Genomic DNA, 25,394 nt, shown 5'->3' with positions numbered 1-25,394 from the left:
TTTGCCGGTCCGCTGGTGTTGCCCCCTGCAAGGGGGTTGGCGGCCACACGAAGTGGGCAAGCCTGGGGGTGTGCTCAATATTTGCGCTTCGGGAATTCCGCCGCGGCGACTTCCATCGGGAAGATGCTCTCCACCGTCACGATGCGCTTGGGCAAGGTCTTGCCGGCCTTGATGTCCTTCACGGCGCTCATCAGCTGCGGGCCCAGCAGCGGGCTGCATTCGACCGAGACATTGAGCTTGCCGGCCATCATGGCCTCGAACGCGCCCTTCACGCCGTCGATCGAGATGATCACGATGTCCTTGGCCGGCTTCAGGCCCGCTTCCTCGATGGCCTGGATGGCGCCGATCGCCATGTCGTCGTTGTGCGCGAAGAGCACGTTGATCTTCTTGCCGTCGGCTTTCAAGAAAGCTTCCATCACCTCCTTGCCCTTGGCGCGCGTGAAGTCGCCGGTCTGCGAGCGGATGATCTTGAACTTCGGATCGGACTTGATGATTTCCTCGAAGCCCTTCTTGCGGTCGATCGCCGGCGCCGAGCCCACCGTGCCCTGCAGCTCGACGATGTTGACGTCGCCCTTCTGGTCCTTCATCTTCTCGACCAGCCAGCGGCCGGCCTTGCGCCCTTCCTCGATGAAGTCGGAGCCCATGAAGGTGACGTAGAGCGAGTCGTCCTTGGTGTCCACCGAGCGGTCGGTCAGCACCACGGGAATCTTCGCGGCCTTGGCTTCGCGCAGCACCGGTTCCCAGCCCGATTCGACCACCGGCGAGAACGCGATCACGTCGACCTTCTGCGCGATGTACGAGCGGATCGCCTTGATCTGGTTCTCCTGCTTCTGCTGCGCATCGGAGAACTTGAGCTCGATGCCCGCGTCCTGGGCCGAGGACTTGATCGACTCGGTGTTGGCGGTGCGCCATTCGCTTTCGGCGCCGACCTGGGCAAAACCCAGGACCAGCTTCTTCTGCGCGAAGGCCGTGGCCGGCAGCAGCGAGGACAGCGAGGCGCTCGCGAGCGCCACGGTGAGGGTGCGACGGTTCAGTTTCATGGTGTCTCCTGGTTGGCGTGGTGAAAAACTCCGGTGCAGCACCTGCGCTCAGGCCAGCACGTAGCCGGTCTTGACGGTGGTGTAGAACTCCGCCGCGTGGCGGCCCTGCTCGCGCGGTCCGTAGCTCGATGCGCGGCGCCCGCCGAAGGGCACGTGGTAGTCGACGCCGGCGGTGGGCAGGTTGACCATCGTCATGCCGACCCGGGCATGGCGCTTGAAGTGGGTGGCCTGCGCCAGCGAGCTGGTGCAGATGCCGGCGCAGAGGCCGAAGGGCGTGTCGTTGGCGAGCGCCAGCGCATGCGCATAGTCGTCGGCGCGCAGCACGCAGGCGATCGGGCCGAAGATCTCTTCGCGCGCCACGCGGTGCTCCGGCCGCGCGAGGAACAGCGCAGGATTCATGTAGTGGCCGGGCGTCGGCCGCTCGAGCAACTCGCCGCCATGGACGTGCTCGGCGCCTTCGTCGTTCGCGATCGCGAGCCAGGCCTGGTTCTGTTCGAGCTGCCGGCGGTCGACCACCGGGCCGATGTCGATGCCGCGCTCCAGCGCATGGCCGACCTTGAGCGCGGCGAGCCGATGGCGCAGGCGGACGACGAAGGCATCGTGCACCGGCGCCTCGACGATCAGCCGGCTCGATGCGGTGCAGCGCTGGCCGGTCGAGAAGTACGCGCCCTGCAGCGCGCAATCGACCGCGCGGTCGAGGTCGGCATCGGCCAGCACCACCAGCGGGTTCTTGCCGCCCATCTCGAGCTGCACCTTGGCGCGCCGTGCCGCCGCGGCCTGCAGGATGCGCTCGCCGGTGGCGACCGAGCCGGTGAAGCTGATGGCATCGACCAGCGGGCTGTCGGCGATCGTCTGTCCGACCTCGCGGCCGCTGCCCATCACGAGGTTGAAGGTGCCGGCCGGCAAGCCGGCGCGGCTGATGATCTCGGCCAGCGCCCAGCCGCAAGCCGGGACCAGTTCGGCCGGCTTGAACACCACGCTGTTGCCGTGCGCGAGGGCCGGCGCGATCTTCCAGGCCGGGATGGCGAGCGGGAAGTTCCAGGGCGTGATGAGGCCGACCACGCCGACCGGTTCGCGCGTGACGTCGACCTGCACGCCGGGCCGCACCGAGGCCAGGATTTCGCCGCCGCCGCGCAGGGCCTCGCCGGCGAAGAACTTGAAGATCTGTCCTGCGCGGGTGGCTTCGCCGATGGCTTCGGCCAGCGTCTTGCCCTCCTCGCGGGCCAGCAGTGCGCCCAGCGCGTCGCAACGCGCGAGGATCTCGCTGCCGATGCGATCGAGCACGTCGGCACGCCGCTGCGGCGTGCTCTGGCTCCAGTGCGCGAAGGCGTCGACGGCCGCGCGGATCGCAAGCTCGGTCTGGCTGCGGTCGGCACGTGCGTACTCGGCCACCACCTCGCGCGTGTCGGAGGGGTTCTCGCTGACGCCGGTGGTCACGCCGGTCTCCCAGCGGCCGTTGATGTACTGCCGGGCGTTCTGCTGGAGGTCACTGCGCTTCAAGGTGCGGCGAGTGTAGGAATCGCACCTATATCTTTCCAATCATTCTTTGGATCGAATCGATATCGAAAATCGCATTCAGGAAAACCCCATGACCAACTACACGCACTGGTTCATCCGTGCGCGTCTGAAGACCCGGCAGTTGCTGCTGCTCGTGGCGCTGGCCGAGGAAGGCAACATCCACCGCGCGGCCCAGGTGCTGAACATGACGCAGCCGGCGGCCTCGAAACTGCTCAAAGACCTGGAGGATGTGCTGGAGGTCTCGCTGTTCGAGCGCCATCCGCGCGGCATGCGGCCGACCTGGTATGGCGAGGCGATGATCCGCCACGCGCGCGGCGCGCTCGCCAGCCTGAACCAGGCGCATGACGAGGTCGCGGCGCTCAAGGCCGGGCGCTTCGGCCAGGTCAACGTCGGGGCGATCACCGCGCCCGGACTCACGCTGCTGCCGCCGGCGGTGGCGGCGGTCAAGCGCGAGCAGCCCACGCTGCGCATCGCGCTCGAGATCGAGACCAGCCCGGTGCTGCTCGAACGGCTCGAGCAAGGCAAGCTCGACATCCTGGTGGCACGCCTCTTCGCCGAGCACGACAAGTCGCAGCTGCGCTACGAGGCGCTGACCGAGGAGCCGGTCTGCGCGCTGGTGCGCCCCGGGCATCCGCTGCTCGGCACGAGCGGGCTCGGCCTGCGCGACGTGGTGTCGGCCGGCTGGATCGTGCCGCCGGCCGGCAGCGTGCTGCGCCACCGCTTCGAACTGATGTTCCAGGAAGAAGGCGTGCAGCCGCCGATCAACGTGATCGAGACGGCTGCGCTGCTGTTCATCACGCGCATGCTGCAGCAGAGCGACATGATCGCGGTGCTGGCCGCCGACGTGGCCCACTACTACGCGTCGCACGGCATCGTCGCCGTGCTGCCGCTCGAGATGCCTTGCCACATGGATGCGTTCGGCATCATCACGCGCACCGACCGGCTGCTGTCGCCCGCCGCGAAAGTGATGATGAAGGCGCTGAAGGCCGAGAGCTTCAAGGCCTATGGGCGTCGCTTGGATCCAGACTGAGCTGATACGATCCGCCGCCCGAAGACCCGCAGCGCCGAACGCCCGCAGGAGACACGCATGAACACCACGCCATCGTCGTCCGCACCGTCGATTCTCGAAGCGCCCCGCTGCATCTGGCCCGCCGCAGCCACGCTCGGCGAGGGCACGCTGTGGTCGCAGCGCGAGCAGGCGCTGTACTGGGTCGACATCCTCGAGCGGCGGCTGCATCGCATCGATCCGGCGAGCGACATGCGCACCAGCTGGAACTTCGACGAGGAGATCTCGGCGGTTGCCGAGCGCGCCGGTGGCCCGGGCCTGATCGTCACGCTGCGCCGCGGCTTCGCGCTGTTCGATCCTGCCGCGGCCGAGGTCCCGCCCCGGTATCTGCTCGAGCCTGAACCGGAGCGCACAGCCAACCGCTTCAACGACGGCAAGTGCGATGCGAAGGGCCGCTTCTGGGGCGGCACGATGGACTTCGCCTGCACGGCGCCGACCGGTGCGCTCTATCGCTTCGATCCGGACGGCCGCTGCAGCCGGCACGACGACGGCTTCGCCGTCACCAACGGCCCGACCTGGTCGGCCGACGGCCGCACGATGTACTTCAACGACACGGTGAGAGGCCGCGTCTTCGCCTACGACTTCGACATGGCGACCGGCACGCCGAGCGGCAAGCGCGAATGGCTGCGCTTCGCGCGCGGCGACGGCCTGCCCGACGGCATGACCACCGATGCCGCCGGCCGGCTCTGGATCGCGCACTGGGGCGGCGCCTGCGTGAGCTGCCACGACCCGGTGAGCGCGGCCGAGCTGTGCCGCGTGAAGCTGCCCACCCGCCACATCACCAATTGCGCCTTCGGCGGCCCGGACCTGCGCACGCTGTTCATCACCAGCGCGACCAGCGATCTCACGCCCGCGCAACGCGAGGCCGAGCCGGAAGCCGGCGGCCTGTTCGCCGTTCGCACCGACGCCACGGGCTTGCCCGCGCCGCGCTTCGGCGGCTGAGGACGAAGGCGCGCCAAGACGCGGCCTTGTCCGACACGCCTCCTCATTCCCACCAAAGAATCGACCCCCAGACTAGGGTTTGCCCTCGGTCGATTGTTTCCCGCGTATGAACACCGCGATTCGATTTACCTAGGGTTTTCCCCTAGTTCTCGGCGCACAATTCATCCACAGACCCGCCACACGGCGGATCTGGGTGAACAGGGCACCGAGCGAGGTGGCCGCCCCCGAAGGGACGGTGACCCACCCAAGACCGGTTCGAATCATCCAAAAGCATTTGAAGGACATTGAAAATGAAGACCTCGAAGATCATCGCCGCCGCAGCCCTTTCGCTTCTCGCCGTGGCCGGCGCGCAAGCCGAAACCTATGAGGGCGTGCATCCCCTCGTCTCGGCCAACAGCCGTGCCGAAGTGAGTTCGCAAGCCGTGATCGCGGCGCACAGCGCCGACCCGTATGCGGAAGGCGCATCGGCTGGCGTGGCGCCGGTTCTGGCCAGCAACGTCGACCGCGCAACGATCCGCTCGCAAGCCGTGGCCGCCGCGCACAGCGCCGACCCGTATGCGGACGGCGCATCGGCAGGCGTGGCGCCGATCCTGGCGAGCAACATCGACCGCGCCGCGGTTCGCGCCGAGGCCCGTGCCGCTGCGCGCGGCTTCAACCAAGCCTCGCTGTAAACAGCCGGGCACCCGAAGGACCGGGCCATGCGCCGAGCATGGCCCGTTTTTTTTGTTTCAGCGGGACGCCCGATCGGCACCTCGTCCATGCGCGGCCTTGATCAGGCCGTTGCGGCTCTTCAGGAGTTCGTTCAGCTGGGCCAGGCGGGCGGGGCAATCGGCCGACGCCGACACCAGCACGATCGGGTTGCGCCGCAGGGCGGTGATGTTCTTCTCGACGGCGACGGGATCCCGGCCCTTCACGACCAGGCCGGCGGCGACGGCGGCCTTCGAACGCCGGGTGAAGGCTTTCTCGAAGGCCGGTGTCCCGCAGCGCGCGGCGATCACGCGGTAGTCGCTTTCCAGCTGCTCGCTGGCGATCGGCGAATCGGCCTGTTGCATGCTCTGGCCGCTCGCAGGAATGCAGGTCAGGATCATGGCTGCCGCTGCATGCGCACCCAGTACCAAACGCGTCTTCATGAGCTTTGCCCGGATCGAACATGGTGTGTTCGGCTTGTGCCATCGTACGCCTGCGGCGCGTTTTCGGCAGCCGCGCGGCGTGCGCTTTTCATCGATTTGCAGGCAAGTCTTTCGCCTGCGCGAGAAGCGCCGCGCCTTGTCTATCGCGGCACCTTGCCGAGCGTCTTCGGCGCACGCAGGAAATCGAAATCGACGCCCCGATCGGCCTGCGTCACGCTCTGCAGAAAGAGCTTGCGATAGCCGCGTTCGGCCGTCGGCTCGGCCACTGGCGATTCGGCGGCACGGCGCGCCAGCTCGCCATCGGGCACGCGCAGCGTGATCTCGCGCTTCGCCACGCTCAAGCGGATGCGGTCGCCGTTGCGCACGTGGGCGAGCGGTCCGCCGATGGCGGATTCGGGCGTCACGTGCAGCACGATGGTGCCGAAGGCCGTGCCGCTCATGCGGCCGTCGGAGATGCGGACGATGTCCTTCACGCCCGCGCGCGCGAGCTTGCGCGGGATCGGGATGTAGCCCGCCTCGGGCATGCCCGGCGCGCCCTTGGGGCCGATGTTCTTGAGCACCAGGATGTCGTCGCGCGTGACGTCCAGATCGTCGCGGTCGATGCGCAGGGCCAGGTCCTCGACGTTCTCGAAGACCACGGCGCGGCCCTCGTGCTCCATCAGGCCGGCGTCCGCCGCGGACTGCTTGATGATCGCGCCGCCGGGCGCCAGGTTGCCGCGCAGCACGGCGATGCCGCCCTGCGGATAGATCGGATCGGCGATCGGTCGCACCACGTCCTGCGCGAAGCCCGGCCCTGCGCGGTCGATCTCTTCGCCCAGCGTGCGGCCGGTCACGGTCATGGCGTCGAGCTTCAGCAGCGGCTTGAGCTCCCGCAGCAGCGTCGCCATGCCGCCGGCCTTGTGGAAGTCCTCCATGTAGTGCTGGCCCGAGGGCTTGAGATCGAGCAGCACGGGCGTCTCGCGCCCCATGCGGTCCAGCGCATCGAGGTCGATGTCCAGGCCCATGCGGCCCGCGATCGCCGTCAGGTGCACGATGCCGTTGGTCGAGCCGCCGATCGCGAGCAGCACCCGCATCGCGTTCTCGAACGCGGCGGGCGTGAGCACCTTGTCGATGGTCAGGCCGTCGCGCGCCATCTGCACCGCCTGCGCACCTGTCTGCTCCGCAATGCGGATGCGGTCCGCGGTGACGGCCGGCGGCGACGCACCGCCGGGCATCGTCATGCCGAGCGCCTCGGCGATGCAGGCCATGGTGCTGGCCGTGCCCATCACCGAGCAGGTGCCGACGCTGGCCACCAGCTGGTCGTTCACGTCGGCGATTTCATCGGCGTCGATGTCGCCCGCGCGGTACTTCGCCCAGTAGCGCCGGCAATCGGTGCAGGCGCCGACGCGCTCGCCGCGGTGGCTGCCGGTCAGCATCGAGCCGGTGATCAGCTGGATCGAAGGAATGCCCGCGGAGGCCGCGCCCATGAGCTGCGCCGGCACCGTCTTGTCGCAGCCGCCGATCAGCACGACGGCATCCATCGGTTGCGCGCGCACCATCTCCTCGGTGTCCATCGACATGAGGTTGCGCAGGTACATGCTGGTCGGCGCCGAGAAGCTCTCGTGGACGGAGATGGTCGGGAAGTCCATCGGCAGGCCGCCGGCCAGCATCACGCCGCGCCGGAGGGCCTCCATCAGCTGCGGCACGTTGCCGTGGCACGGGTTGTACGCGCTGCCGGTGCTGGCGATGCCGACCACCGGACGGTCGAGCGCGGCGTCGGTGTAGCCCGCGCCCTTGATGAAGGCCTTGCGCAGGAACAGCGAGAAGCCGGCGTCGCCGTAGCTGGTCAGGCCGCGGCGCATGCCCGAGGCGTCGGCATCGTCATCGGATTCGAAAGCGGATGTGGCCATGGAGCGTGCCTGAAGGAGTCGGTTCGACCGCCGAGCGTACATCGGACGGCGCCGCGGCCCAGATCAGGCACAGCGCATGGACGTCCCTGGCGCGCTGTTCCTCGGCCTGCAGCGCTGCAAGGGTTGCGAGGTCCTCGGGCGCCGGTCCCTGCCCGCTGCCGCACATCCGGTCACCCAGCGATTCGATGAGCCGTTCGCGCCAGTCGGCCACGGCCGCCTCCGCGCTGTGGAGCATCCTGCGAAGTCTTTCCAGTTCCGCATGTTTCTCAAATCGGCTCATGATGTCTTCGTTTGAACAATGAGTATTTTTTTTGGGTCAAACAAGATCAACGCCGCACGCGCAACGATCTGTAGGAGAAATGCCCTGCCCGAGGCCATGCATTGCCTCAGGTGGCCGATGCCCGCAGGGGTCCGGCCTCAGATGTCCGGACTGCCGGGAACCTCTGCCAGCTGGCAGTTGTCGCGACCGGCGCCCTTCGCCCGATAGAGCATTTCGTCCGCGCGGCGGACCAGCGCGTCGGCCGTCGTGACTTCGCCGCGGTGAAAGGCGACACCGATGCTGGCGCTGACCTGCAGCGCACGGTCGCCGAACATGAACAGGCTGCGCATCGCCTGCAGGATCTGCTCGGCTACCAGGGCGGCGGCTTCGAGCCGCGGCAATGCCTCCATCAGCACCACGAACTCGTCGCCACCCAGGCGCGCCACGAAATCGCCCGAGCGAACGGCCTGGACCAGGCGCGTGGCGAATGCCCTGAGCAAGGCATCGCCGACGGGATGCCCCCAGCTGTCGTTGATCCGCTTGAAGTGGTCGATGTCGAGGTACATGAGCGCCAGCAGCGCGCCGTCGAGACGGCTGTGGTCCATGGCCTCGACCAGGCGCTCCTCGAACGCCGCGCGATTGCCCAGGCCGGTCAGGGGATCGATGCGTGCCAGCCGGACCAGCCGGCGTTCCTCGCGCTTGCGCTCGGTGATGTCGATGATCACCGCATGAAAGCCGTCGACGGCATCGCCGCCGGCCGCCAGCTGCGGAATGTAGTTCGCTTCGAAGCACAGGTCGTTGTCGGCCTGGGCGCTCTCGCTCTGAAAAGTCACGCGCTGCCCCGACAGCACCGCGCGGATGTGCGGCTCGACGGTGCGATAGGCCGCGTCGCCGAGCAGTTCCCGCACGCTGCGCCCCTGTATCGCGTCGCGCGGCAGGCCGAACCCGGCCTCGTACGCGAGGTTGACGAAGCGATAGCGCTGGTCCTCGTCGATGTAGGCGACCCGCATGGGCAGCGCATCCGCCACCGTGCGGAGCCTGGCTTCGCTTTGCAACAGCTCGCGCTCGGTTTCCTTGGCGGCCGAGATGTCGCGCATGATGGCCGAGAAGCGCTCCACCTTGCCGTGCCGGTCCCGGTGCGCGATCACCATGTGGCTCACCGGAAAGAGCCTGTGTTCGGCATCCCAGGTGAGCGACTCGCCGACCCAGACGCCATGCGCCCTGGCGGCCGGCACGATCTCGTCGTGCATCCGCACCAGCGATTCGGGCGGCGTGAAATCTTCCATCACCAGGTGTTCGATGGGCGTGTCGGGCGCAATGCCGGTGCGGCGCCGGGCCGCGGGGTTCATGTAGGTGAGGCGGCCCTTGGCATCGAGCTGCACCACGTAGTCCGTGGTGGCCTCGAAGATCGCGGTCAAGGTTCGCAGCGCCTGGTCGGCGCGCGTGCGTTCGGTGATGTCCGACAGCGTGCCGACATGGCCGGCGACGCCTGCGGGCGTCATGATCGGGCGCATGCTGAGCGACACCAGGACCTCGGTGCCATCGCGGCGCCGAAGCCAGCGCGTCGTCTGGAAGGGCTGCGCTTTGCGCACGATGCGCATCCAGTCTTCCCGGACGGTGGCGCGGATCGCGTCGGGCACGAGCTTCAACCATCCTTCGGCCATCTCCGAGCGCACCAGGCCCTGGATGTCCAGGTAGGCATCGTTGACGTAGACCATGCGTCCCTCGGTATCGCTGCGAAACAGCCCGAGCGGCGAGGCGTCGGTGACGGCCGCGATCTCGGTTCGCTTGTCCCTGAGCTCCGACATCAGCGCATCGAACTCCCGCGCGAGGTCTCCGCGTTCGTCGTTGGCGCGGACATCGAGCTTCACCGCGCTGTCGGGAGACCGCCGCAGCTCGCGGATGGCGGCATACAGGATCGCCAGCGGGCGCATCAGCCAGGCGGTGCCAATCCACACCAGCACGCCGCAGCCCACGCCGAGCCAGAGCATCTGCAATTCGAGCGCCCGGCGCGCCTCCCGCAGCGGCGCATAGGCCGTCTTCGCGGGCACCACCACGCGCAGCTCCCAATCGGTGCTGTCGATCGGCGCGCTGGTCGTGAGGTCGCGCGAGGCATCGTCGCCGAGATGCGTCGACGGCAACGCAACAGGCTGCAGCAGCATCCGCGGATCGGGATGCATGACGAACACCGGGTTCGCGCCGCGCGTCACGATCGCGTAGTAGCCGCCCTGGCCGACGCTGGCGTGCGCCAGTTCGCCGAGCACGTTGGCGCGATCCAGGCTCAGAGCGGCGCTGAGAAAACCGGCGACGCGTCCGTCGTCGTCCTTGACCGGAACGGTCATCAGGATCACCGGCTGCCGCGTGATGCGCGACAGCAGCGGCGCGGAGATGGTCGGAGTGGCGGTGTCCCGCGCCCGACGGAAATAGTCGCGGTCCGCGAGGTTGAGCGGCCGGTCGATGGGCGGATCGTTGACCACGACCTCGCCGTCCGTGGCGACCAGCGCCGCGCTGTCGAACATCGGACGCAATCCGCTGCCTGCGAAAAAGCGCTGCTGCGCCGAACTGTCGGCAAAGCTCCGCGCGTCGAGCTGCCGGGCCGCGCGGCCGAGCACGCTCAGGTGCATGCTCAGCTTGTAGTCGAGGTCGGCGGCCGCAATCCGTGTCAATGCGTCCTGCTGCGCGCGCATGAGCGCAACATACTCGTCCGACAAACGCCGGTACTGCCAGACACCGGTTGCGCCAACCAGCAGGAGAACGACGAAGGTCGTGAGCAAGGCCGTCTTGGTTCTCAGAGTCAACCGCATCGGCCCTTGTCCAGTTTTTCCATTCGACGATCCTCATCCCGGCGCGAACACACCGAAGCCGGCCATGCGGGGCATGGGCGCGCCCGCAAGCCGAATGTACGCTCTGCGGCGGCCGACATCGGCCGTCAGCACAGCGTCGCAGAAGACAGGCATCGACGCCTTCCATGGCGCCGCAAGCTTGCGTAGGCCGTCTTCCCTTGTCGCTTCGACCGCGTGCGCAGCGATCTAGCATTTGATCGCGCTGCCTCGTCGGCAGCCAGGCTCACCGTTCCCATCTGCTTTGTCAAAGGAAGGACATCATGAAACCCTCGAGTCTCCGAACTTTCTTTAGCGCCACCGCACTGGCCGCCTGCAGCATCGCCTTCGTCGGTTGCACCACCACGCGCCCGGCCGACCATGCGAGCAGCACCTCCTCGCGCACATCCATCGATGCCCAGGTCGATGCCTCGCTGTCCAAGCTGTACGACTCGGTGGCGGGCTCGCGCGACATGGTGGCCCGAGCCAGAGGCGTGCTGGTGTTCCCGTCGGTGGTGGGTGCCAGCCTGGGCGTCGGCGCCGAGTACGGCCGCGGCGCGTTGCGCGTGAACGGCCGCACGCAGGCCTACTACAGCACGACCGCGGGCTCGATCGGCTTCCAGGCCGGTGCGCAATCGAAGGCGGTGATCTATCTGTTCAATTCCGAGGAGGCGCTGAACAAGTTCCGCAACAGCAAGGGCTGGACGGCCGGCGCGGATGCCACCGTGGCCGCCGCGACCATCGGCGCCAACGGCAGCATCGACACCAACACGATCCGGCAGCCCGTCGTCGGCTTCGTGCTGACCAACGTGGGCCTGGAAGCCGGCGTCTCGGTGCAAGGCGCCAAGATCACCGAGGTCCAGCCTTGAGCACGGACGATGTCGACATGCGCCAGGGCCCTGGTGTTCACCGGACTGCTGTCGCTGTCCGCCTGCGCTGCAGCGTTTGACGATCAATCCAACGGCATCTACGTCGAGGCAGGCCGCGCACCGCACGGCGACACGGGCACCAACGCGATGGAAGTGGGTCTCGTGACGCCGTGGGCCTATGGGCCGTCGGTCCTCGGCGGCCCGCTGTCGTTCTACGGGGACTTCTTCCTGAGCCAATGGCGCGCGCCGCAAGCCAGCGGCCCGGGCCATCACGGCTACACGCAGATCGGCGCCATCGCCAACTGGCGCTGGCGCCTCGACGACGGCGCATCGCCGTGGTTCGCGGAGGCCGGCATCGGCGCGACGGTGCTCGACGGCATCTACCGCACGCCCCATCGTCAGTTCAGCACGGCCTTCCAGTTCACCGAACAGATCGGCATCGGCCGCAACTTCGGCGCGCGCGGCCAGCACGAGCTGTCGCTGCGGCTGCAGCATTTCTCGAACGCGGACATCAAGCGACCCAACCCGGGAGAGAATTTTCTGCGGGTGCGCTACCTGTACCGCTTCTGAACTCGTTCGCTGCGCCGCGGACGCAGGCCCGGAAAACTCCATCCGCGACAATCGACCCCACGAGCACGGGCCGCGAAAGCGGCCGCCCTGCGCCTCGGTCGAACCCAAGCCCTTGCAAGATGACCACAGACCCTGCTTTCGCCCTACCGCCCCGGCCCGGCGGCCTTGCCGCGCTCGAACAACGGCTCGCCAAGGACCTCGAGTGCCTGGGCTGGCCCGCGCGTTCCTGGATGCCGGCGTGCCGGCACGACGGCGAGCGCGTGCTGGACGTGGCCATCGTCGGCGGCGGGCAGGCCGGCCTGGCCGCGGCGGCGGCTCTTTCGCAGCAGGGCATCCAGGCGGCGGTGTTCGATCGCTCGAGCGCGGGTTGCGAAGGCCCCTGGGCGACCACGGCCCGCATGGAGACGCTGCGATCGCCCAAGGAACTCACCGGCCCCGCGCTGGGCCTGCCCGCGCTCACCTTCCGCGCGTGGTTCGAAGCGCAATACGGCGCCGAGGCCTGGGCCGCGCTCGACAAGATCCCGCGCCTTCAATGGATGGACTACCTGCGCTGGTACCGGCGCGTGATGTCGGTCGACGTGCGCAACGACATCGCCATCACCGGCGTGCATCCGCGCGCCGACGCGATGGTGCGCCTCGACCTGCGCACGCCGGCGGGCAACGAGCACGTGCTGGCGCGCCGCGTCGTGCTGGCCACCGGCCGCGATGGTCTTGGCGGCCCCGCGATCCCGGCCTTCACCGGCGCGCTGCCGCGCGCGAAATGGGCGCATTCTTCCGACGAGATGGACTATGCGCAGCTGACCGGCCTGCGCGTGGGCGTGGTCGGCGCCGGCTCGTCGGCGATGGACAGCGCGGCCACTGCGCTGGAGGCCGGTGCGCAGAGCGTCGACCTGCTGATCCGCCGCGACGACCTGCCGCGCGTGAACAAGGGCAAGGGCGCCGGCGTGCCGGGGCTGACGCAGGGACACTACGACCTGCCCGACGAACTCAAATGGCGCGTGCGCCACTACATCAACGTGTCGAACACGCCGCCGCCGCACGGCAGCACGCTGCGCGTCTCGCGCCATCCCAACGCGCGCTTCAACATGAGCTGCCCGATCCAGCGGATCGCGTGGGACGGCAAAGTGCTGCGCGCATCGACGCCGAAGGGCGAATTCATCTTCGACTTCCTGATCGTCTCCACCGGCTTCAAGGTCGATTGGCAGAACCGCCCCGAGCTCTCCGCCATCGCACCGCACGTGCGCGCATGGGGCGATCGCTTCGCGCCCGCGCCCGGCGACGACGACCAGGAACTGTCCGACTCGCCCGACCTGGGACCGGTCTTCGAGTTCCAGGAAAAGAGCGCGGGCACATGCCCCGGGCTCGACCGCATCCATTGCTTCTGCTATCCGGCCGCGCTCTCGCACGGCACGGTGTCGGGCGACATCCCCGCGATCAGCGAAGGCGCGCGGCGCCTGGCCGGCGGCATGGCCAGCCTGTTCTATCGCGAGGACTTCGAGCACCACTTCGCGCGCCTCGAGGCCTACGACGAACCGGAACTGTTCGGCGACGAGTGGGTGCCCGCCGCACCGCCCGGGCCGGCACGCGATCCCCGAACCGAAAGCACCCGCTACAACACGCCATGACATCCGCAGCTTCCTCCTCGCCGGCCGTCGACCTGATCGACGCCATCGTGCCGCTCGCCGCGGGCCAGCCCACCTGGGACGTGCGGCAGCAACGGCCCAAGGTCATCGCCGCCACGCAGGGCAGCCTGGAGGCGATGTTCTCGCCGACGGTCGAAGGTCTCTCGGTGATCGAACGTCTGCTGGTCGCATGGCATGCCTGCCGCGTGGCGAAGGCCGACAGCCTGGCCGGCCACTACCGCGAGCGGCTCGTGGCCGAAGGCGCCGAGCCGCAGGTGCTCGATGCCGTCGAGCGCGGCGCGCTGTCGTCGCTGGCCGACCCGCGCCTCGGCACGATGCTGGGCTTCGCGGGCCGGCTCATGCAGCGGCCCATCGAAGGCGATCGCGCCGCATTGCAGTCGCTCGCCGCATGCGGCCTCACGACGCCGGCCATCGTCGCGCTGGGTCAGTTGACCGCCTTCCTGTCCTATCAGGTCCGCCTCGCGGCGGGCCTCCAGGCGATGGCCGCCGCGGAGGTGGCGCCATGAGCGAGCCGATCCGCCGCCACGGCTTCACCACCGAGGTGCTCGCATGGAAGCCCTGGCTGGACGTGGTGAACCTCGACACCGCCACGCCGGCGCAACTGGCCGCGATGGACGAGATGAGCGCGCAGGCCCGAAGCTCGCCCTACTTCCTGCTGCTGGCCCATCAGCCCGAGATCCTGATGCAGCGGTCGATCGCCTTCAACGCGATCATGTTCGCGCCCGGCGGCATGCCGCGCGCCGAGCGCGAACTCGGCGCCACCGTCGAGTCGCGCGTCAACGGCTGCGTCTACTGCGCCTCGGTTCACGCGCAACGCTTCGAACAGCTCGCCAAGCGCAGCGATGTGATCGAGCAGGTGTTCACCGAGCCCTCGTCGGCCGGCACCACGGCGCGCGAGAAGGCCATCGTCGCCTTCTCGGTGCGGCTCGGATCGGCGCCCGACGAGATCGCGGCCGAGGACATCCGCGCGCTGCGGCAAGCCGGCCTGGCCGAGCTGGAGATCCTCGACCTGATCCATTCGGTGGCGCTCTTCGCCTGGGCCAACCGGCTGATGCTCAACCTCGGAGAGCCGGTCTTTCCGGCATGAGTCAGTCCAGCCGCGCGCGCAGGCCGGCGACCGTTTCGCCGGCCAGCCCCAGCGGTTCCAGCAGATCGTTCTGCAGCCGGTAGTCGACGCCGCCGATCAGCGAGGCGGCATCGACGATGGTGCGCGTGGCCGGCGTCGGCACGGCGGCGATGCGGCCCAGCGCTTCCACGAACGCGAGGCCGAAGGGCATGTCCTCCGTCACGTAGCGCGTGTCCGTGCGCGTCGGCCCCGGCGGCCCGCCGCGCTTCGCATGCAGCTCGGCCGCGATGTCCGCCAGGCGCGCCGATGCGGTGCCGAAGGACTTCGCGAAATGGTCCTCGATGGTGCCGACCTCGATGCCGAAGGCGCTCGCGAGCGCGCGCCGTTCGGCGTCCAGCGTCTCGATCACCCGCGCCACGGCGGGCGTCATGCAGTGGTACTGCGGCCAGTGCTCGGCCCGCTCGATGCGCGTCCAGTTGTAGATCGCGAGCGGGCCATGGGACTCCGCATTGACGTTCGCGAGCGCACTGACCAGCGCATTGGCCTGCGCGAAGAAGCCGCCGCCGAACAGCGCGCTGCACAGCGCCACGCAGGCCGCGGTCTGCGCACTCGGCAGCGCCGACACGCCGATGGCCTTGCGCCGCGTCATGATCCGGACCTGCGCATCCGACTCCCGGCGCGCAGTCAGCACCGTGGTGCCGAAGCTGGCCACGGTCAGCGCCTTGCCCGCGCGCCGCGCGCGCTCGTGCAGATAGAGGGACGACAGCGATCCCATCGCGCTCACGATCACCACCTGCCCGTCGCGCAGCCACGGCAGCAACGCATCCATCACGCGCCGGTGGCCGTTGAGCGGCAGCGCGATCAGCAGCACGTCCGATGCGCGGCACAGCTGGGCCGCGTCGTCGGCCACCTCCACCGCGACCGCGCAGGGCTGCAGGCCTTCGACCGTCAGTGCGCGCGTGCGCAGCGCCTCGGCGCCGGCGCCACCGGGCGACCACAGCATCACGCCGTGGCCGGCCCGGCTGAGCCAGGCCGCGCTGGCCAGCGCGATCGCGCCGGCGCCCGCGATGCCGACCCGATACCGCGCCGCCGCCGCATCGCCGAACGACGAATCCGCGGCCGCCTCAGTCAATCTTGATCCCGCCGGCCTTGATGACCCGGGCCCAGCGCTGGCTGTCCTCGGCGACCACCTTGCCCAGCGCCGCACCGTCGCCGCAGGTGTTCACCGCACCGAGCCGCGCAAAGTACTGCTGCGTTTCCGGCAGCTTGCAGATGTCGACCAGTGCCGCGCCGAGCGCCTTGATGCGCTCCTGCGGCATGTGCACCGGCGCCATCACGCCGACCCACACCGGCACCTCCATGCCGGGCACGCCGATCGCGTCGCTGACCGTCGGCACGTTGCGAAGGTTGGACAGCGACGCGCGCGAGAAGGTCGCCAGCACGCGCGCCTTGCCGCTCTCCACCATCGGATCGATGGACGCCGAGCTGGTGACGATCATCGAGACCTGCCCGCCGACCAGGTCGGTCAGCGCCGGCGACGCACCGCGGTAGGGCACATGCAGCAGCTGCACGCCGGCGCTCTGCGCGAGCAGCGCGCCGGTGAGATGCGACACGGTGCCGTTGCCGGTCGAGGCGTAGCTCACCTGGCCCGGCCGCTTCTTCGCGTCGGCGAGCACGTCGGCGACCGACTTGTACGGGCTCTCGGTGCGCACCGAGAGCGTCATCGGCGTGTCGGCGATCAGCGCCACCGGCGCGAAGTCGTGCGCCGGATCGTAGGGCAGCTTGGGCTGCAGGTGCGGTGCGATGGTGATGGCGCCGCCGGTCGCCAGGAACAAGGTCGCGCCGTCGCTCGCCTTGGCCACGAACTCCGCTGCGACGATGCCGCCGGCACCCGCCTTGTTGTCGATGACCACCGTCGTGCCGAGTTTCTCGCCGAGCTTGGCACCGAGGTAGCGCCCGATCACGTCCTGCGCGCCGCCGGCCGCGAAGGGCACGACGAGGTGCAGGGGCTTGTTGTCGGTCTGCGCCCACAGCGGCGCCATGACGAGGCAGGCCGCGAGGCCCAGTGCGATGTTTTTCATCAGATGCAGTTTCATGTTCGCTCGCCGGCTCAGAGATTGAAGACGCGCCGCGCGTTGGCGAAGCGGACCGCATCGGTCTGGTCCTGCGGCAGCCGCGCGGTGTTGGCGAAGGCGCCCTTGGTGTCGTGCACCCAGTGCGGCCAGTCGGTGCCAAGCATCACGTGCTCGGCGCCCACCACCGAGATCAGGTACTGCAGCGCGCCGAGGTTGTAGGTGATGCTGTCGAAGTAGATGTGGCGCAGGTAGTCGGTCGGCTTGCGCTTCATCTGGCGCCGCTCGGCGAGTTCCACCTCGTCGCCCTTCTCGAAGCGGCCGACCAGGTAGGGCAGCGTGCCGCCGCCGTGCGAGGCGATCATCTTCAGGTTCGGGTACTTGTCGAAGAAGCCCTCGAAGATCATGCGCGTGAAGGCCAGCGTGGTGTCGAACATGAAGCCGACCGACCAGCTGAGGTCGAACTTGGTCATGTCCATCATGTCGACGCCGGGCGGGTCGGTCGGGTGCACGAGCACCGGCAGCTTGCGCTTGTCGATCTCGGCCCAGATCGGCGCGAAGAACGGATCGGTGAGGCTGCGCCCCGACACGTTGGCCAGCACCATGACGCCGGACGCGCCGTTGGCACAGGTGCGCTCCAGTTCCTCGACCGCGCGCTGCGGGTATTCCCACGGCAGCGAGGTGAACCAGCGGATGCGGTCGGGATACGTGCGCTGCGCCTCGGCCATGTTGTCGTTCGACTCGCGCGCGGCGCGGCAGCTGACCTCCTCGCCGCCCCAGTACACGTTGGGACAGGTGAGCGAGACGATCGAGATGTCGATGCCGGCCGCGTCCATGTGCTTGATGCGCAGGTCGTAGTCGAAGTGGCCGGCCTGCGGCAGCACCACCGGCGTGTCGCCGCGGAAGATCTCGCGCTGGCCGTCGGGGCGCGTCTTGATGTTGTACATGCCGCCCTCGGCCTTGAGCAGTTCGAGCCATTTGGTGGTGAACATGTGGGTGTGGACGTCGATCACGGTCATGAATCAGGTCTCCTGGGGTGTGGCGTTTCTTTCGCCGTGGGAAAGAGGCGGGTCAGTGCGGCAGCAGCTGGCCGAGGAAGGATCGCAGGCGCGCGCTTTGCGGCCGCTCGAAGAAATCGTCAGGTGGTGCGGTCTCGATGATCTGGCCCTGGTCCATGAAGATCACGCGGTCGGCGACGCGGCGCGCGAAGCCCATCTCGTGCGTGACGATCAGCATGGTCATGCCCTCGCCGGCCAGGCTTTCCATGGTCTGGAGCACCTCGTTGACCATCTCCGGATCGAGCGATGCGGTGGGCTCGTCGAACAGCACCACCTGCGGCCGCGTGCACAGCGTGCGCGCGATCGCCACGCGCTGCTGCTGGCCGCCCGAGAGCTGTGCCGGATGCTTGTGCGCATGCGCCAGCAGGCCGACGCGCTCGAGGTAATGCATGGCGCGCTCGTGCGCTTCGGGCCGGCTCACGCCATTGCCCCACACCGGCCCGACCGTGAGGTTCTGCAGCGCGGTCATGTGGGGGAACAGGTTGAACTGCTGGAACACCATGCCGACGCGCCGGTTCACCGCCAGCCGGGCCGCGCGCGTGATCGCGTCGGCACCGACCTCCACGCCGCAGACCTGCAGATGCCCCTGCTGGAAAGGCTCCAGCAGATTGACGGTGCGCACCAGCGTCGACTTGCCCGAGCCCGAGGGGCCGCAGATCACGATGCGCTCGCCCGGCGCCACCACGAGCTCGATGTCGCGCAGCGCGTGGTAGGCGTCGTACCACTTGTTGATGCCGTTCATCCGCACCACGGCGGCGGCATCGGCAGACGCAGCGATCTGGTTTGTCATCGGGGATTCAGGTGGGTCAACGCCGGGCTTCGAGCCGGCGGCTATAGCGCGACAGCCCCCAGCAGATGATGAAGTAGGCCAGCGCGAGGAAGACATGGCCGGATGTCAGGATATTGGATTCGCCGTTCCACTCCGGTGACTTGGCGCCGCTTTCCACCGCGCCCAGCAGGTCGTTGACGCCGATCACCGAGAGCAGCGTCGTCTCCTTGACCACCGAGATCATGATGTTCACCAGCGCCGGCACCACCGCGGTCACGGCCTGCGGCAGCACGACCAGGGCCAGCGCGGCGAGTTCGCTCAGGCCGACGGTGGTCGCGGCCTCGCGCTGGCCGCGGCCGATGGTCTGCAGCCCGCCGCGGAAGACCTCGGCCGCCATCGCCGCATTGAAGAGCGCGAAGGCCACGACCGCGCGCGTGAACAGGTCGACGTTCAGGCCGGCCGGCAGGAACATCGGCAGCAGCGTGGCGGCGATGAAGAGCACGACCAGGAGCGGCACCGCGCGCATGCCCTCGACGAAGGCGGTGCACAGCCAGCGCACGATCGGTAGCCGCGAGCGGCGCCCGAGCGCGAGCAGCAGACCCAGCGGCAGGGCGGTGGCGAAGGTAGCGAGCGTGGCGACCAGCGTCAGCAGCAGCCCGCCCCAGCGCGTCGGCGGCACGAAGGGCAGCACGCCGCTGCCGAGCAGCAGCAGGAAGAAGAACACCGGCAGCAGCACGAAGCCCAGCAGCACGCGTTGCTGGCTGGCGCCGTGCGCGCGCCGCACCGCCCAGCCCCAGAACAGCGCGAACACCGCGAAGCAGGTCCACGCGCGCCACAGCTGGTCCGACGGATAGTCGCCGACCAGCCAGGGCTTCCAGCGCGCGATGATGAAGGCCCAGCAGGCGCCGTCGTCGCCCGGGCAGGCGCTGCTCGACACGCCGAGCCAGTGCGCGCGCACCAGCGCCCAGCCGAAGAAGCGCCAGCCGGCGACGACGAGCAGCGCCAGCAGCAGCAAGGACAGGAGGCCCATCGTGGCGCTCGGGAACCAGGTCCGGCGCCAGCGCGTGAGCGCGGGCACCACGGCGACGGGCGCGGGCCGGGGATCGATCAGCGTGGTGCGGACGAAGGAAGTCATCTCAACGCCCTTGCGACCGGAGCAGGCGCCGATTCGCCAGGTTCACCACCAGCGCGATGACCAGGTTGATCGCCGCGTACAGCAGCACGACCAGTGCCATCGCCTCCAGCGCCTGGCCGGTCTGGCTCAGCACCGTGCCGCCGACGATCTGCATGATGTCCGGATAGCCGATGGCGGCCGCCAGCGAGGACGCCTTGGCCAGCGTCTGGTACTGCCCCGCCGCCGGCGGCAGCGCCAGCCGCAGGGCCTGCGGCAGCACGACCAGCACGGCCGCGCGCACGCCGGTCAGTCCGACGGTGGCCGCGGCCTCGGTCTGGCCGCGCGGCACCGACAGGATGCCGGCGCGAAAGATCTCGGCCAGGAAGGTGCTGTTGTAGATCGACAGGCCGAGCGTCAGCGCGATCAGCTCGGGCAGCAGCGCGAAGCCGCCGCTGACGTTGAAGCCTTCGGCGCTCGGTCGGTCGAGGGCGAACTGCGCATGCATCAGCGCCAGCGGCGCAAGGCACAGCGCGAGCAGCAGCACGGCGCTCAACGCGAGCGTGCCAGTACCGGCCGCCCCGCGCGCCCTGCGCACGCGCCGCAGCGCAATGAACAGCACGGCGAAAACCACGACCGCCGCCACGACGCTCCAGACCGCGGTGCCGGTCATCAGCAAGCGCGGCAGGAAGAGGCCGCGGTTGTTCAGCAGCACGGCGCCGAGCTCGAAGCTGTCGCCCACGCCCGGCAGCAGTGCGATGGCGGAGAAGTACCAGAAGAAGATCTGCAGCAAGAGCGGGATGTTGCGAAAGAGTTCGACATAGGCCGTCGATGCGCCGCGGATCAGCGGATGCGCGCTCAGCCGGCCGAAGGCGACGAGCAGCGCGATCAGGGTGCCGAGCACGCCGGCGAGCGCGACCACCAGCAGCGTGTTGAGCGTGGCGACGACGATCGCGTCCCAGTAGCTCGATGCCGGCCCGAAAGGGACCATCGCCTGCGCGATCTCGAAGCCCGCCTCGCCGCGCAGGAAGCCATAGCCCATCGACACGCCGTGCGCGTGCGCGTTGACGAGGAAGTTGGAGAAGCCGCGCCACAGCAGCCAGGCCACGGCCCCGAGCAGCACGAGCTGCCCGACATAGCCCGGCAGCCGTTCCAGCAGAACGGCGCGCGAGAGCCTGGGGCGGGGATGTGCCGTCATGCGGGAAGCAGGGGCGCGGCCACCGCGGCAGCGGCCGGCCCCGGACGATCAGCGGACCGGAATCGACATCATGAGGCCGCCATGGGCGATCAGCGCATTGCGTCCGCGCTCCAGCCGCAGCGGCGTCTTGGGGCCGACGTTGCGGTCCCAGACGTCGCCGTAGTTGCCCACCGCCTTGATCGCCTTGTAGGCCCAGTCATTGCCGAGGCCGAGCTTGGTGCCGAAGTCGCCCGTGACGCCGAGCAGGCGCTGCACGTCGGGGCTCGGCGAGCTGCGCTGCTCGTCGACGTTGGCCTGCGTCACGCCCAGCTCCTCCGCCGCCACCAGCGCATTCAGCGTGAAGCGCACCACGGCTTCCCAGCGCGGCTGGCCCTGGGCCACGATCGGGCCGATGGGTTCGTTGGACACGGTCTCGGTCAGCACCTTGAACTCGTCGCGGTTGGGCAGCGCGGCCAGGCGCGCAGCGAGGCCCGAGCGGTCGTTGATGGCGGCGTCGCAGCGCTTGCTCACGAACGCATCCCAGGCCTGCTCCTGCGAGGCGAAGGTGACGATCTTGTACTTGAGCTTGTGGGCGCGGAAGTAGTCGGCCACGATGAGTTCCGACGTGCTGCCCTGCGCGGTGCAGATGGTGGCGTTGTTGAGGTCGGCCACCTTGTTGGCCTTCGACTTGGTGGTCACGGCGAAGCCCTGGCCGTCGAAGAACATCACCTTCGGGAACTTCAGGCCGCTGACGTCGCGGCTCTGGGTCCAGGTGAAGCGGTGGGTGAGCACATCGACCGCACCGGTGGGCAGGCCCGCGAACGCGGTCTTCAGGTCCATCGGGACCAGCTGGATCTTGGTCTCGTCGCCCAGCGTGGAGGCGGCGATGGCCTTGCACAGGTCGATGTCGAAGCCCTTGCGGGTGCCGGTGTTGTCCTCGGCCGAGAAGCCGGGTGCGGCCTGCGTCACGCCGCACTTGACGACGCCGTGCGCCTTGACGTCGTCGAGCACGTCGGCCCGGGCCGCGCCGGCCAGCGCCGTGAAGGCCGCCAGTGCGAGGACGGTGTTGCGTGTCGAAAGGACCGATGGGATGCTCATGGCTTGTCTCCGGCTTGTCGTTGTGGTGGGACCGCTTGCAAGCGCCCCTGACGCAACTCGGAGAGTAGGCTACCGTCGCTCGCTCGGCGGCGGCAGTGTATCAGTGTCCTCCCATGCGATGCGCCGGGTCTTACCCGGCGTTCGCGACGCGGCCGGGGCGCTCGGCGCAGTCCACGATCCTGAACTCGACGCGGCGATCGAGTGCGTCGACGGCATCGTCCGTGCCGCTGCCGATGATGTTCTCGCGGAAGCCCTTGCCGCTCGACGTGATGCGCGCGTTCAGCGCGGTGGATTCGCCGACCAGCCGCTGGCGGATGTAGCGCGCGCGCTGCAGCGAGAGCGAATCGTTGTACGCGACCGAGCCGGTGTGGCTGGTGTGGCCGACGACATCCATGCAGACCCTGGCCTCGGTGCTGCTTCTCGCGATCTCGCGCAGCCACATGGCGTAGGGGCCGCTGATCTTCGGCTCGGGCCAGAACTCGGTGCTGCCCGGACGGAACAGGAACTTGACCTTGAGCTGCTGATTGGCGATGCCGTAGGCGACGATCCTGCCGAAGGCCTGCTCGGCGTCGGACGTGCGGCCCAGCTTCGTCGAGCTCAGATAGATGCCGTTGAGCACGCGCAGCTGCTGTTCGCCGGCCGGCGTTTCGCCCGCGCCGCTGTACTGCGCCAGCGCGTCCTCGTAGCGGCCGGCGTTGTAGAGCGTGGTGGCCTCCTGGATCGCGGGTGCCGCCGCGATGTGGGCCAGGTAGTACGGATCGGCGTGCTGGCCGGTCGGCGTGGCGGTGGTGCGTATGTAGCTCTCGATCACCGGATCCCTGTTGGGCACCGGCGTGTCCTGGTCGTAGCGCAGCGGCGTGGCGTCGAGTCCCTCGTCGCGCGCCACGGCAGCGGCATGCGCGGCCACGATGCCGCTGCCCAGTTCGGTCAGTGCCAGCTCGATCTTCAACGGGCTGTGCGGCTCGTCGGTCGAAAGGCGCTTCATCGTGCCGGTGAGCAGGTAGCGGGCCTTGCCCAGGTTCGCGCTCTGGAACGGCAGCATCTCGAAGGCATCGTGCCTTGCCTGGATGCGCTCGCCGACCTGGTCCTGCAGCCGTTGTGTCGCCACGGTCTGCTGCGCGCCGTCGGCATCGATCATCGGATCGAGCACCACGCCGCGCCGGGCGCCGAGCCTGGCGAGCAGGGCCGGCCCTTTCTGCGTCTGCATCAGGAGCTCGTCGGTGGCCTGCGCGACGGCCTGCTCGAAGGGCAGCGCGGCCGTGGAGGACGGTGCCGGCGGCGTGGCGCAGCCGGCCAGACCGAGCGCGAGCAGCACGGCGCCGGACAAGGACAGGGCATGCAGCCCGCGAGCGAAGGCGGTGGTCATCATTCGCACTCCTTTCTCAGGAAAGCGGCTTCGCCGGGCGCCAGGGCTTCGAGCGAAGCGCGTTGAAGCATCTCGGTACAGCGGGCGCGGGCCTGCGCGATGTCGGGCACTGCCGCGGGGACCGTGGCCGGCGGCGCGATGGCTTCGCTCGCCGGGGCGCGCACTTCGCGCCGGGTCGCGCGCGCGGCGCCGACGGGCGCACGCGGCATGGCCTTTCGAAGCGGCTCGACGGCTGCTGGCGCGGCGGCCTGCGCGGGCGAGGGCTCGGCGGCCGGTCTGGCATCCGGTGTGTCGAAGCGCAGGGATGGCTGTTCAAGGATCGGGCGTCGCGGTGCTTCGTGGCGCTCGGGCACTGGCGGCGTGGTGGGCTCGAGCCTTGCGGTCTCGGGCGCCGGCGCAGCTTCGACCGGCTGCGGCGTCGGTTCCGGCACGGGCACGGCCGCCGCGGGCACCGGCACGGACGCGAGCGATGTCGTCGCAGGCGCCGCGAGCACCGGGGCGCCGGCACGTTGATGCCAGACGACGAAAACACCCACCAGCATCACGGCCGCTACGGCGAGCACAGCGAGTTTGGTCGGGCCGCCGAAGCGCCGCCGCGCCACGCGCGGCACCGTGCGGCGCGTCATGGCGGCGAACACCCAGGGCTCGACACGCGGCGCCGGCGGCTCGGTCTGCGGCATCGGGCCATCGGCCACCTCGACCTGACACTGAGGCAGCTCAGGTTCGCAGGTCTCGGTGGGTTGGGCCGCCTCGATGGTCGCGCTGTTCGTCGCGGCCGGCGGCGCTGCGCGCTCCTGCGCATCGAGTCCACGCAGCGCGCGCACGAGGTCCAGGTCCTCGAGCCGCTGCGCACAGCTCAGCCGCGCCAGGAACTCGGCCGCGCTTTGAGGCCGGTTGCGCGGATGCAGCGAGAGCGCGGCATCGACAGCCGCCAGAAAATGGTCGCTGTAGCGGCCGCGCGCGAGTTCGGACAGCGGCTGCAGCCGGTCGTCCATCAGGCGTTCGATCGACGGTGTCGGCGGCTGCCCGGTGATCGCCGCGTACACCACGCCGGCCAGCGCGTACACGTCGGTCCATGCGCCCTGCGTCATCGAAGCGACTTCGCCGTACTGCTCGATCGGCGCGAAGCCGGGCTTGAACACCACCGTCGGCGAGTTTCCCAGGCCGTCGATCACGCGACGCGCTGCGCCGAAGTCCAGCAGCACCGGACCATGGTCCGTGAGCAGGATGTTGTCGGGCGCGATGTCGCGGTGAAAACAACTCTGCGCATGCATGGCGCCGAGCGCATCCAGCAACGGGCGCAGCCATTCGAGCAGTTCGGCTTCCTCGGGCGGCCGGCCGAGTTCGGCCAGCGCGCGTGCGAGCGTCGGGCCCTCGTAATACGGCATCGCCATGTAGGCCGTGCCGTTGCCTTCCCAGAAGTGCAGCACCCGCACCAGCGACGGATGATCGAAGCGCGCCAGGATGCGTGCCTCGTTGACGAAGCTGCGCAGGCCGATGCGGAAGTTGTCCATGTGGCGCTGCGACTTGACCACCACCGCCGACGAGACGCTGGCACGCGAGGCGAGCACCGCCGGCAGGTATTCCTTGATCGCCACGTGCTGCTGGAGCGCATGGTCCCAGGCCAGGTAGACGATGCCGAAGCCGCCCTCGCCGACCGGTCCGATGATCTCGTAGTCGAGCAGCCGCATGCCCTCGGGCAGGGTGTGCGCGGTGTCCCGCACGCTGTCGGCCCAATCCAGCGCCAGCGACAGGTAGTCGTCGACCTGCGCCGCCGGACCGGGCACGGTGGGTATGTCGAGCGCGAAGGCGGGGTTCATCGAATCAAGGGCTCACCGGACCGGCTGCCCACCTCTGCGCCAGGTCATCCATCCCACGACAAGAACCCACATTGCGATCATCAGGTCAGACCCCCAGTCCGAGCCTTGACTC

At 69.1% G+C, this 25,394-nt stretch carries 23 protein-coding genes; 8 read left to right on the top strand and 15 right to left on the bottom strand.

What is annotated here, in order from left to right:
• Positions 1-74 precede the first annotated feature (74 nt).
• Entirely contained in the window at positions 75-1,040 is a 966-nt protein-coding gene (locus E5P2_RS05105; RefSeq protein WP_162566076.1) for an ABC transporter substrate-binding protein, read from the bottom strand.
• Positions 1,041-1,088: 48 nt separating this feature from the next.
• On the bottom strand, positions 1,089-2,540 hold the full coding sequence (locus E5P2_RS05100) for an aldehyde dehydrogenase family protein (protein ID WP_162566075.1): 1,452 nt from the start codon (positions 2,538-2,540) through the stop codon (positions 1,089-1,091).
• Between the two features lie 88 nt (positions 2,541-2,628).
• On the opposite strand from E5P2_RS05100, the gene E5P2_RS05095 reads away from it, so the two are divergent.
• The 3 genes from E5P2_RS05095 (at position 2,629) to E5P2_RS05085 (ending at position 5,237) form a co-directional block, all read left to right on the top strand.
• On the top strand, positions 2,629-3,588 hold the full coding sequence (locus E5P2_RS05095; protein ID WP_162566074.1) for a LysR family transcriptional regulator: 960 nt from the start codon (positions 2,629-2,631) through the stop codon (positions 3,586-3,588).
• A gap of 57 nt (positions 3,589-3,645) precedes the next feature.
• Positions 3,646-4,566, top strand: a complete 921-nt coding sequence (locus E5P2_RS05090) for an SMP-30/gluconolactonase/LRE family protein (RefSeq protein ID WP_162566073.1) — start codon at positions 3,646-3,648, stop codon at positions 4,564-4,566.
• A 290-nt stretch (positions 4,567-4,856) separates the two neighbouring features.
• Positions 4,857-5,237 carry a helicase SNF2 gene (locus E5P2_RS05085; protein WP_162566072.1) on the top strand — a complete coding sequence of 127 codons (381 nt, stop codon included), beginning with the start codon at positions 4,857-4,859 and terminating at the stop codon, positions 5,235-5,237.
• Positions 5,238-5,294: 57 nt separating this feature from the next.
• On the opposite strand, the gene E5P2_RS05080 is transcribed toward E5P2_RS05085, so the two are convergent.
• The 4 genes from E5P2_RS05080 to E5P2_RS05065 all read right to left on the bottom strand — a co-directional run bounded on the left by E5P2_RS05080 (position 5,295) and on the right by E5P2_RS05065 (position 10,648).
• Positions 5,295-5,696 (bottom strand): hypothetical protein, encoded by a 402-nt coding sequence (locus E5P2_RS05080; protein ID WP_162566071.1) that lies wholly within the window; start codon positions 5,694-5,696, stop codon positions 5,295-5,297.
• Positions 5,697-5,836: 140 nt separating this feature from the next.
• Positions 5,837-7,585, bottom strand: coding sequence for an IlvD/Edd family dehydratase (locus E5P2_RS05075; protein WP_162566070.1), 1,749 nt, complete (start codon positions 7,583-7,585; stop codon positions 5,837-5,839).
• A complete protein-coding gene (locus tag E5P2_RS05070; RefSeq protein WP_162566069.1) occupies positions 7,557-7,865 on the bottom strand; it encodes a hypothetical protein in 309 nt (102 codons plus the stop codon). The genes E5P2_RS05075 and E5P2_RS05070 overlap by 29 nt, the downstream gene beginning before the upstream one ends.
• Before the next feature lie 137 nt (positions 7,866-8,002).
• Positions 8,003-10,648 (bottom strand): diguanylate cyclase domain-containing protein, encoded by a 2,646-nt coding sequence (locus E5P2_RS05065; RefSeq protein WP_162566068.1) that lies wholly within the window; start codon positions 10,646-10,648, stop codon positions 8,003-8,005.
• Between the two features lie 299 nt (positions 10,649-10,947).
• Between E5P2_RS05065 and E5P2_RS05060 the strand changes: the two genes are divergently transcribed.
• From E5P2_RS05060 to E5P2_RS37640, 5 genes are all read left to right on the top strand, one after another.
• Positions 10,948-11,532, top strand: a complete 585-nt coding sequence (locus E5P2_RS05060) for a BPSL1445 family SYLF domain-containing lipoprotein (RefSeq protein WP_162566067.1) — start codon at positions 10,948-10,950, stop codon at positions 11,530-11,532.
• Between the two features lie 9 nt (positions 11,533-11,541).
• A complete protein-coding gene (locus E5P2_RS05055) occupies positions 11,542-12,102 on the top strand; it encodes an acyloxyacyl hydrolase (RefSeq protein ID WP_162566066.1) in 561 nt (186 codons plus the stop codon).
• 119 nt (positions 12,103-12,221) lie between these two features.
• Positions 12,222-13,727 (top strand): flavin-containing monooxygenase, encoded by a 1,506-nt coding sequence (locus tag E5P2_RS05050; RefSeq protein ID WP_162566065.1) that lies wholly within the window; start codon positions 12,222-12,224, stop codon positions 13,725-13,727.
• Positions 13,724-14,251 carry a CMD domain-containing protein gene (locus tag E5P2_RS37645; RefSeq protein ID WP_162566064.1) on the top strand — a complete coding sequence of 176 codons (528 nt, stop codon included), beginning with the start codon at positions 13,724-13,726 and terminating at the stop codon, positions 14,249-14,251. The genes E5P2_RS05050 and E5P2_RS37645 overlap by 4 nt, the downstream gene beginning before the upstream one ends.
• A complete protein-coding gene (locus E5P2_RS37640; protein WP_162566063.1) occupies positions 14,248-14,832 on the top strand; it encodes a peroxidase-related enzyme in 585 nt (194 codons plus the stop codon). Before E5P2_RS37645 ends, E5P2_RS37640 begins: the two co-directional genes overlap by 4 nt.
• Before the next feature lies 1 nt (position 14,833).
• Here E5P2_RS37640 and E5P2_RS05040 read toward each other — a convergent pair whose 3' ends face one another.
• The 9 genes from E5P2_RS05040 to E5P2_RS05000 all read right to left on the bottom strand — a co-directional run bounded on the left by E5P2_RS05040 (position 14,834) and on the right by E5P2_RS05000 (position 25,282).
• Positions 14,834-15,943, bottom strand: a complete 1,110-nt coding sequence (locus E5P2_RS05040; RefSeq protein ID WP_162566062.1) for an NAD/NADP octopine/nopaline dehydrogenase family protein — start codon at positions 15,941-15,943, stop codon at positions 14,834-14,836.
• Complete coding sequence (locus tag E5P2_RS05035; protein ID WP_232080582.1) at positions 15,936-16,892, bottom strand: Bug family tripartite tricarboxylate transporter substrate binding protein; 957 nt, start codon at positions 16,890-16,892, stop codon at positions 15,936-15,938. The genes E5P2_RS05040 and E5P2_RS05035 overlap by 8 nt, the downstream gene beginning before the upstream one ends.
• A 29-nt stretch (positions 16,893-16,921) precedes the next feature.
• A complete protein-coding gene (locus tag E5P2_RS05030; RefSeq protein WP_162566060.1) occupies positions 16,922-17,902 on the bottom strand; it encodes an amidohydrolase family protein in 981 nt (326 codons plus the stop codon).
• A 52-nt stretch (positions 17,903-17,954) separates the two neighbouring features.
• Positions 17,955-18,731 (bottom strand): amino acid ABC transporter ATP-binding protein, encoded by a 777-nt coding sequence (locus tag E5P2_RS05025; RefSeq protein WP_162566059.1) that lies wholly within the window; start codon positions 18,729-18,731, stop codon positions 17,955-17,957.
• Between the two features lie 16 nt (positions 18,732-18,747).
• Positions 18,748-19,845, bottom strand: coding sequence for an amino acid ABC transporter permease (locus tag E5P2_RS05020; RefSeq protein ID WP_162566058.1), 1,098 nt, complete (start codon positions 19,843-19,845; stop codon positions 18,748-18,750).
• 1 nt (position 19,846) lies between these two features.
• On the bottom strand, positions 19,847-21,019 hold the full coding sequence (locus tag E5P2_RS05015) for an ABC transporter permease subunit (protein WP_162566057.1): 1,173 nt from the start codon (positions 21,017-21,019) through the stop codon (positions 19,847-19,849).
• A gap of 48 nt (positions 21,020-21,067) precedes the next feature.
• Positions 21,068-22,096 (bottom strand): amino acid ABC transporter substrate-binding protein, encoded by a 1,029-nt coding sequence (locus E5P2_RS05010; protein WP_162566056.1) that lies wholly within the window; start codon positions 22,094-22,096, stop codon positions 21,068-21,070.
• Between the two features lie 130 nt (positions 22,097-22,226).
• Complete coding sequence (locus tag E5P2_RS05005; protein WP_232080581.1) at positions 22,227-23,465, bottom strand: OmpA family protein; 1,239 nt, start codon at positions 23,463-23,465, stop codon at positions 22,227-22,229.
• Positions 23,462-25,282, bottom strand: a complete 1,821-nt coding sequence (locus E5P2_RS05000; RefSeq protein ID WP_162566054.1) for a serine/threonine protein kinase — start codon at positions 25,280-25,282, stop codon at positions 23,462-23,464. Before E5P2_RS05000 ends, E5P2_RS05005 begins: the two co-directional genes overlap by 4 nt.
• Positions 25,283-25,394 lie beyond the last annotated feature (112 nt).

The organism is Variovorax sp. SRS16, from assembly GCF_901827165.1.
Lineage (GTDB): Bacteria > Pseudomonadota > Gammaproteobacteria > Burkholderiales > Burkholderiaceae_C > Variovorax.
This window is presented reverse-complemented; position numbering and strand designations above follow the sequence as displayed.

Excerpts from the sequence above, each read along its gene's own strand:
- E5P2_RS05030 (WP_162566060.1), bottom strand. The coding sequence starts at position 17,902 with ATGACCGTGATCGACGTCCACACCCACATGTTCACCACCAAATGGCTC.
- E5P2_RS05080 (WP_162566071.1), bottom strand. The coding sequence starts at position 5,696 with ATGAAGACGCGTTTGGTACTGGGTGCGCATGCAGCGGCAGCCATGATC.
- E5P2_RS05010 (WP_162566056.1), bottom strand. The coding sequence starts at position 22,096 with ATGAGCATCCCATCGGTCCTTTCGACACGCAACACCGTCCTCGCACTG.
- E5P2_RS05025 (WP_162566059.1), bottom strand. The coding sequence starts at position 18,731 with ATGACAAACCAGATCGCTGCGTCTGCCGATGCCGCCGCCGTGGTGCGG.
- E5P2_RS05085 (WP_162566072.1), top strand. The coding sequence starts at position 4,857 with ATGAAGACCTCGAAGATCATCGCCGCCGCAGCCCTTTCGCTTCTCGCC.
- E5P2_RS05050 (WP_162566065.1), top strand. The coding sequence starts at position 12,222 with ATGACCACAGACCCTGCTTTCGCCCTACCGCCCCGGCCCGGCGGCCTT.
- E5P2_RS05000 (WP_162566054.1), bottom strand. The coding sequence starts at position 25,282 with ATGAACCCCGCCTTCGCGCTCGACATACCCACCGTGCCCGGTCCGGCG.
- E5P2_RS05090 (WP_162566073.1), top strand. The coding sequence starts at position 3,646 with ATGAACACCACGCCATCGTCGTCCGCACCGTCGATTCTCGAAGCGCCC.
- E5P2_RS05015 (WP_162566057.1), bottom strand. The coding sequence starts at position 21,019 with ATGACGGCACATCCCCGCCCCAGGCTCTCGCGCGCCGTTCTGCTGGAA.
- E5P2_RS05020 (WP_162566058.1), bottom strand. The coding sequence starts at position 19,845 with ATGACTTCCTTCGTCCGCACCACGCTGATCGATCCCCGGCCCGCGCCC.
- E5P2_RS05060 (WP_162566067.1), top strand. The coding sequence starts at position 10,948 with ATGAAACCCTCGAGTCTCCGAACTTTCTTTAGCGCCACCGCACTGGCC.
- E5P2_RS37645 (WP_162566064.1), top strand. The coding sequence starts at position 13,724 with ATGACATCCGCAGCTTCCTCCTCGCCGGCCGTCGACCTGATCGACGCC.
- E5P2_RS05075 (WP_162566070.1), bottom strand. The coding sequence starts at position 7,585 with ATGGCCACATCCGCTTTCGAATCCGATGACGATGCCGACGCCTCGGGC.
- E5P2_RS05055 (WP_162566066.1), top strand. The coding sequence starts at position 11,542 with ATGTCGACATGCGCCAGGGCCCTGGTGTTCACCGGACTGCTGTCGCTG.
- E5P2_RS05035 (WP_232080582.1), bottom strand. The coding sequence starts at position 16,892 with ATGAAAAACATCGCACTGGGCCTCGCGGCCTGCCTCGTCATGGCGCCG.
- E5P2_RS05005 (WP_232080581.1), bottom strand. The coding sequence starts at position 23,465 with ATGATGACCACCGCCTTCGCTCGCGGGCTGCATGCCCTGTCCTTGTCC.
- E5P2_RS37640 (WP_162566063.1), top strand. The coding sequence starts at position 14,248 with ATGAGCGAGCCGATCCGCCGCCACGGCTTCACCACCGAGGTGCTCGCA.
- E5P2_RS05095 (WP_162566074.1), top strand. The coding sequence starts at position 2,629 with ATGACCAACTACACGCACTGGTTCATCCGTGCGCGTCTGAAGACCCGG.
- E5P2_RS05105 (WP_162566076.1), bottom strand. The coding sequence starts at position 1,040 with ATGAAACTGAACCGTCGCACCCTCACCGTGGCGCTCGCGAGCGCCTCG.
- E5P2_RS05065 (WP_162566068.1), bottom strand. The coding sequence starts at position 10,648 with ATGCGGTTGACTCTGAGAACCAAGACGGCCTTGCTCACGACCTTCGTC.
- E5P2_RS05070 (WP_162566069.1), bottom strand. The coding sequence starts at position 7,865 with ATGAGCCGATTTGAGAAACATGCGGAACTGGAAAGACTTCGCAGGATG.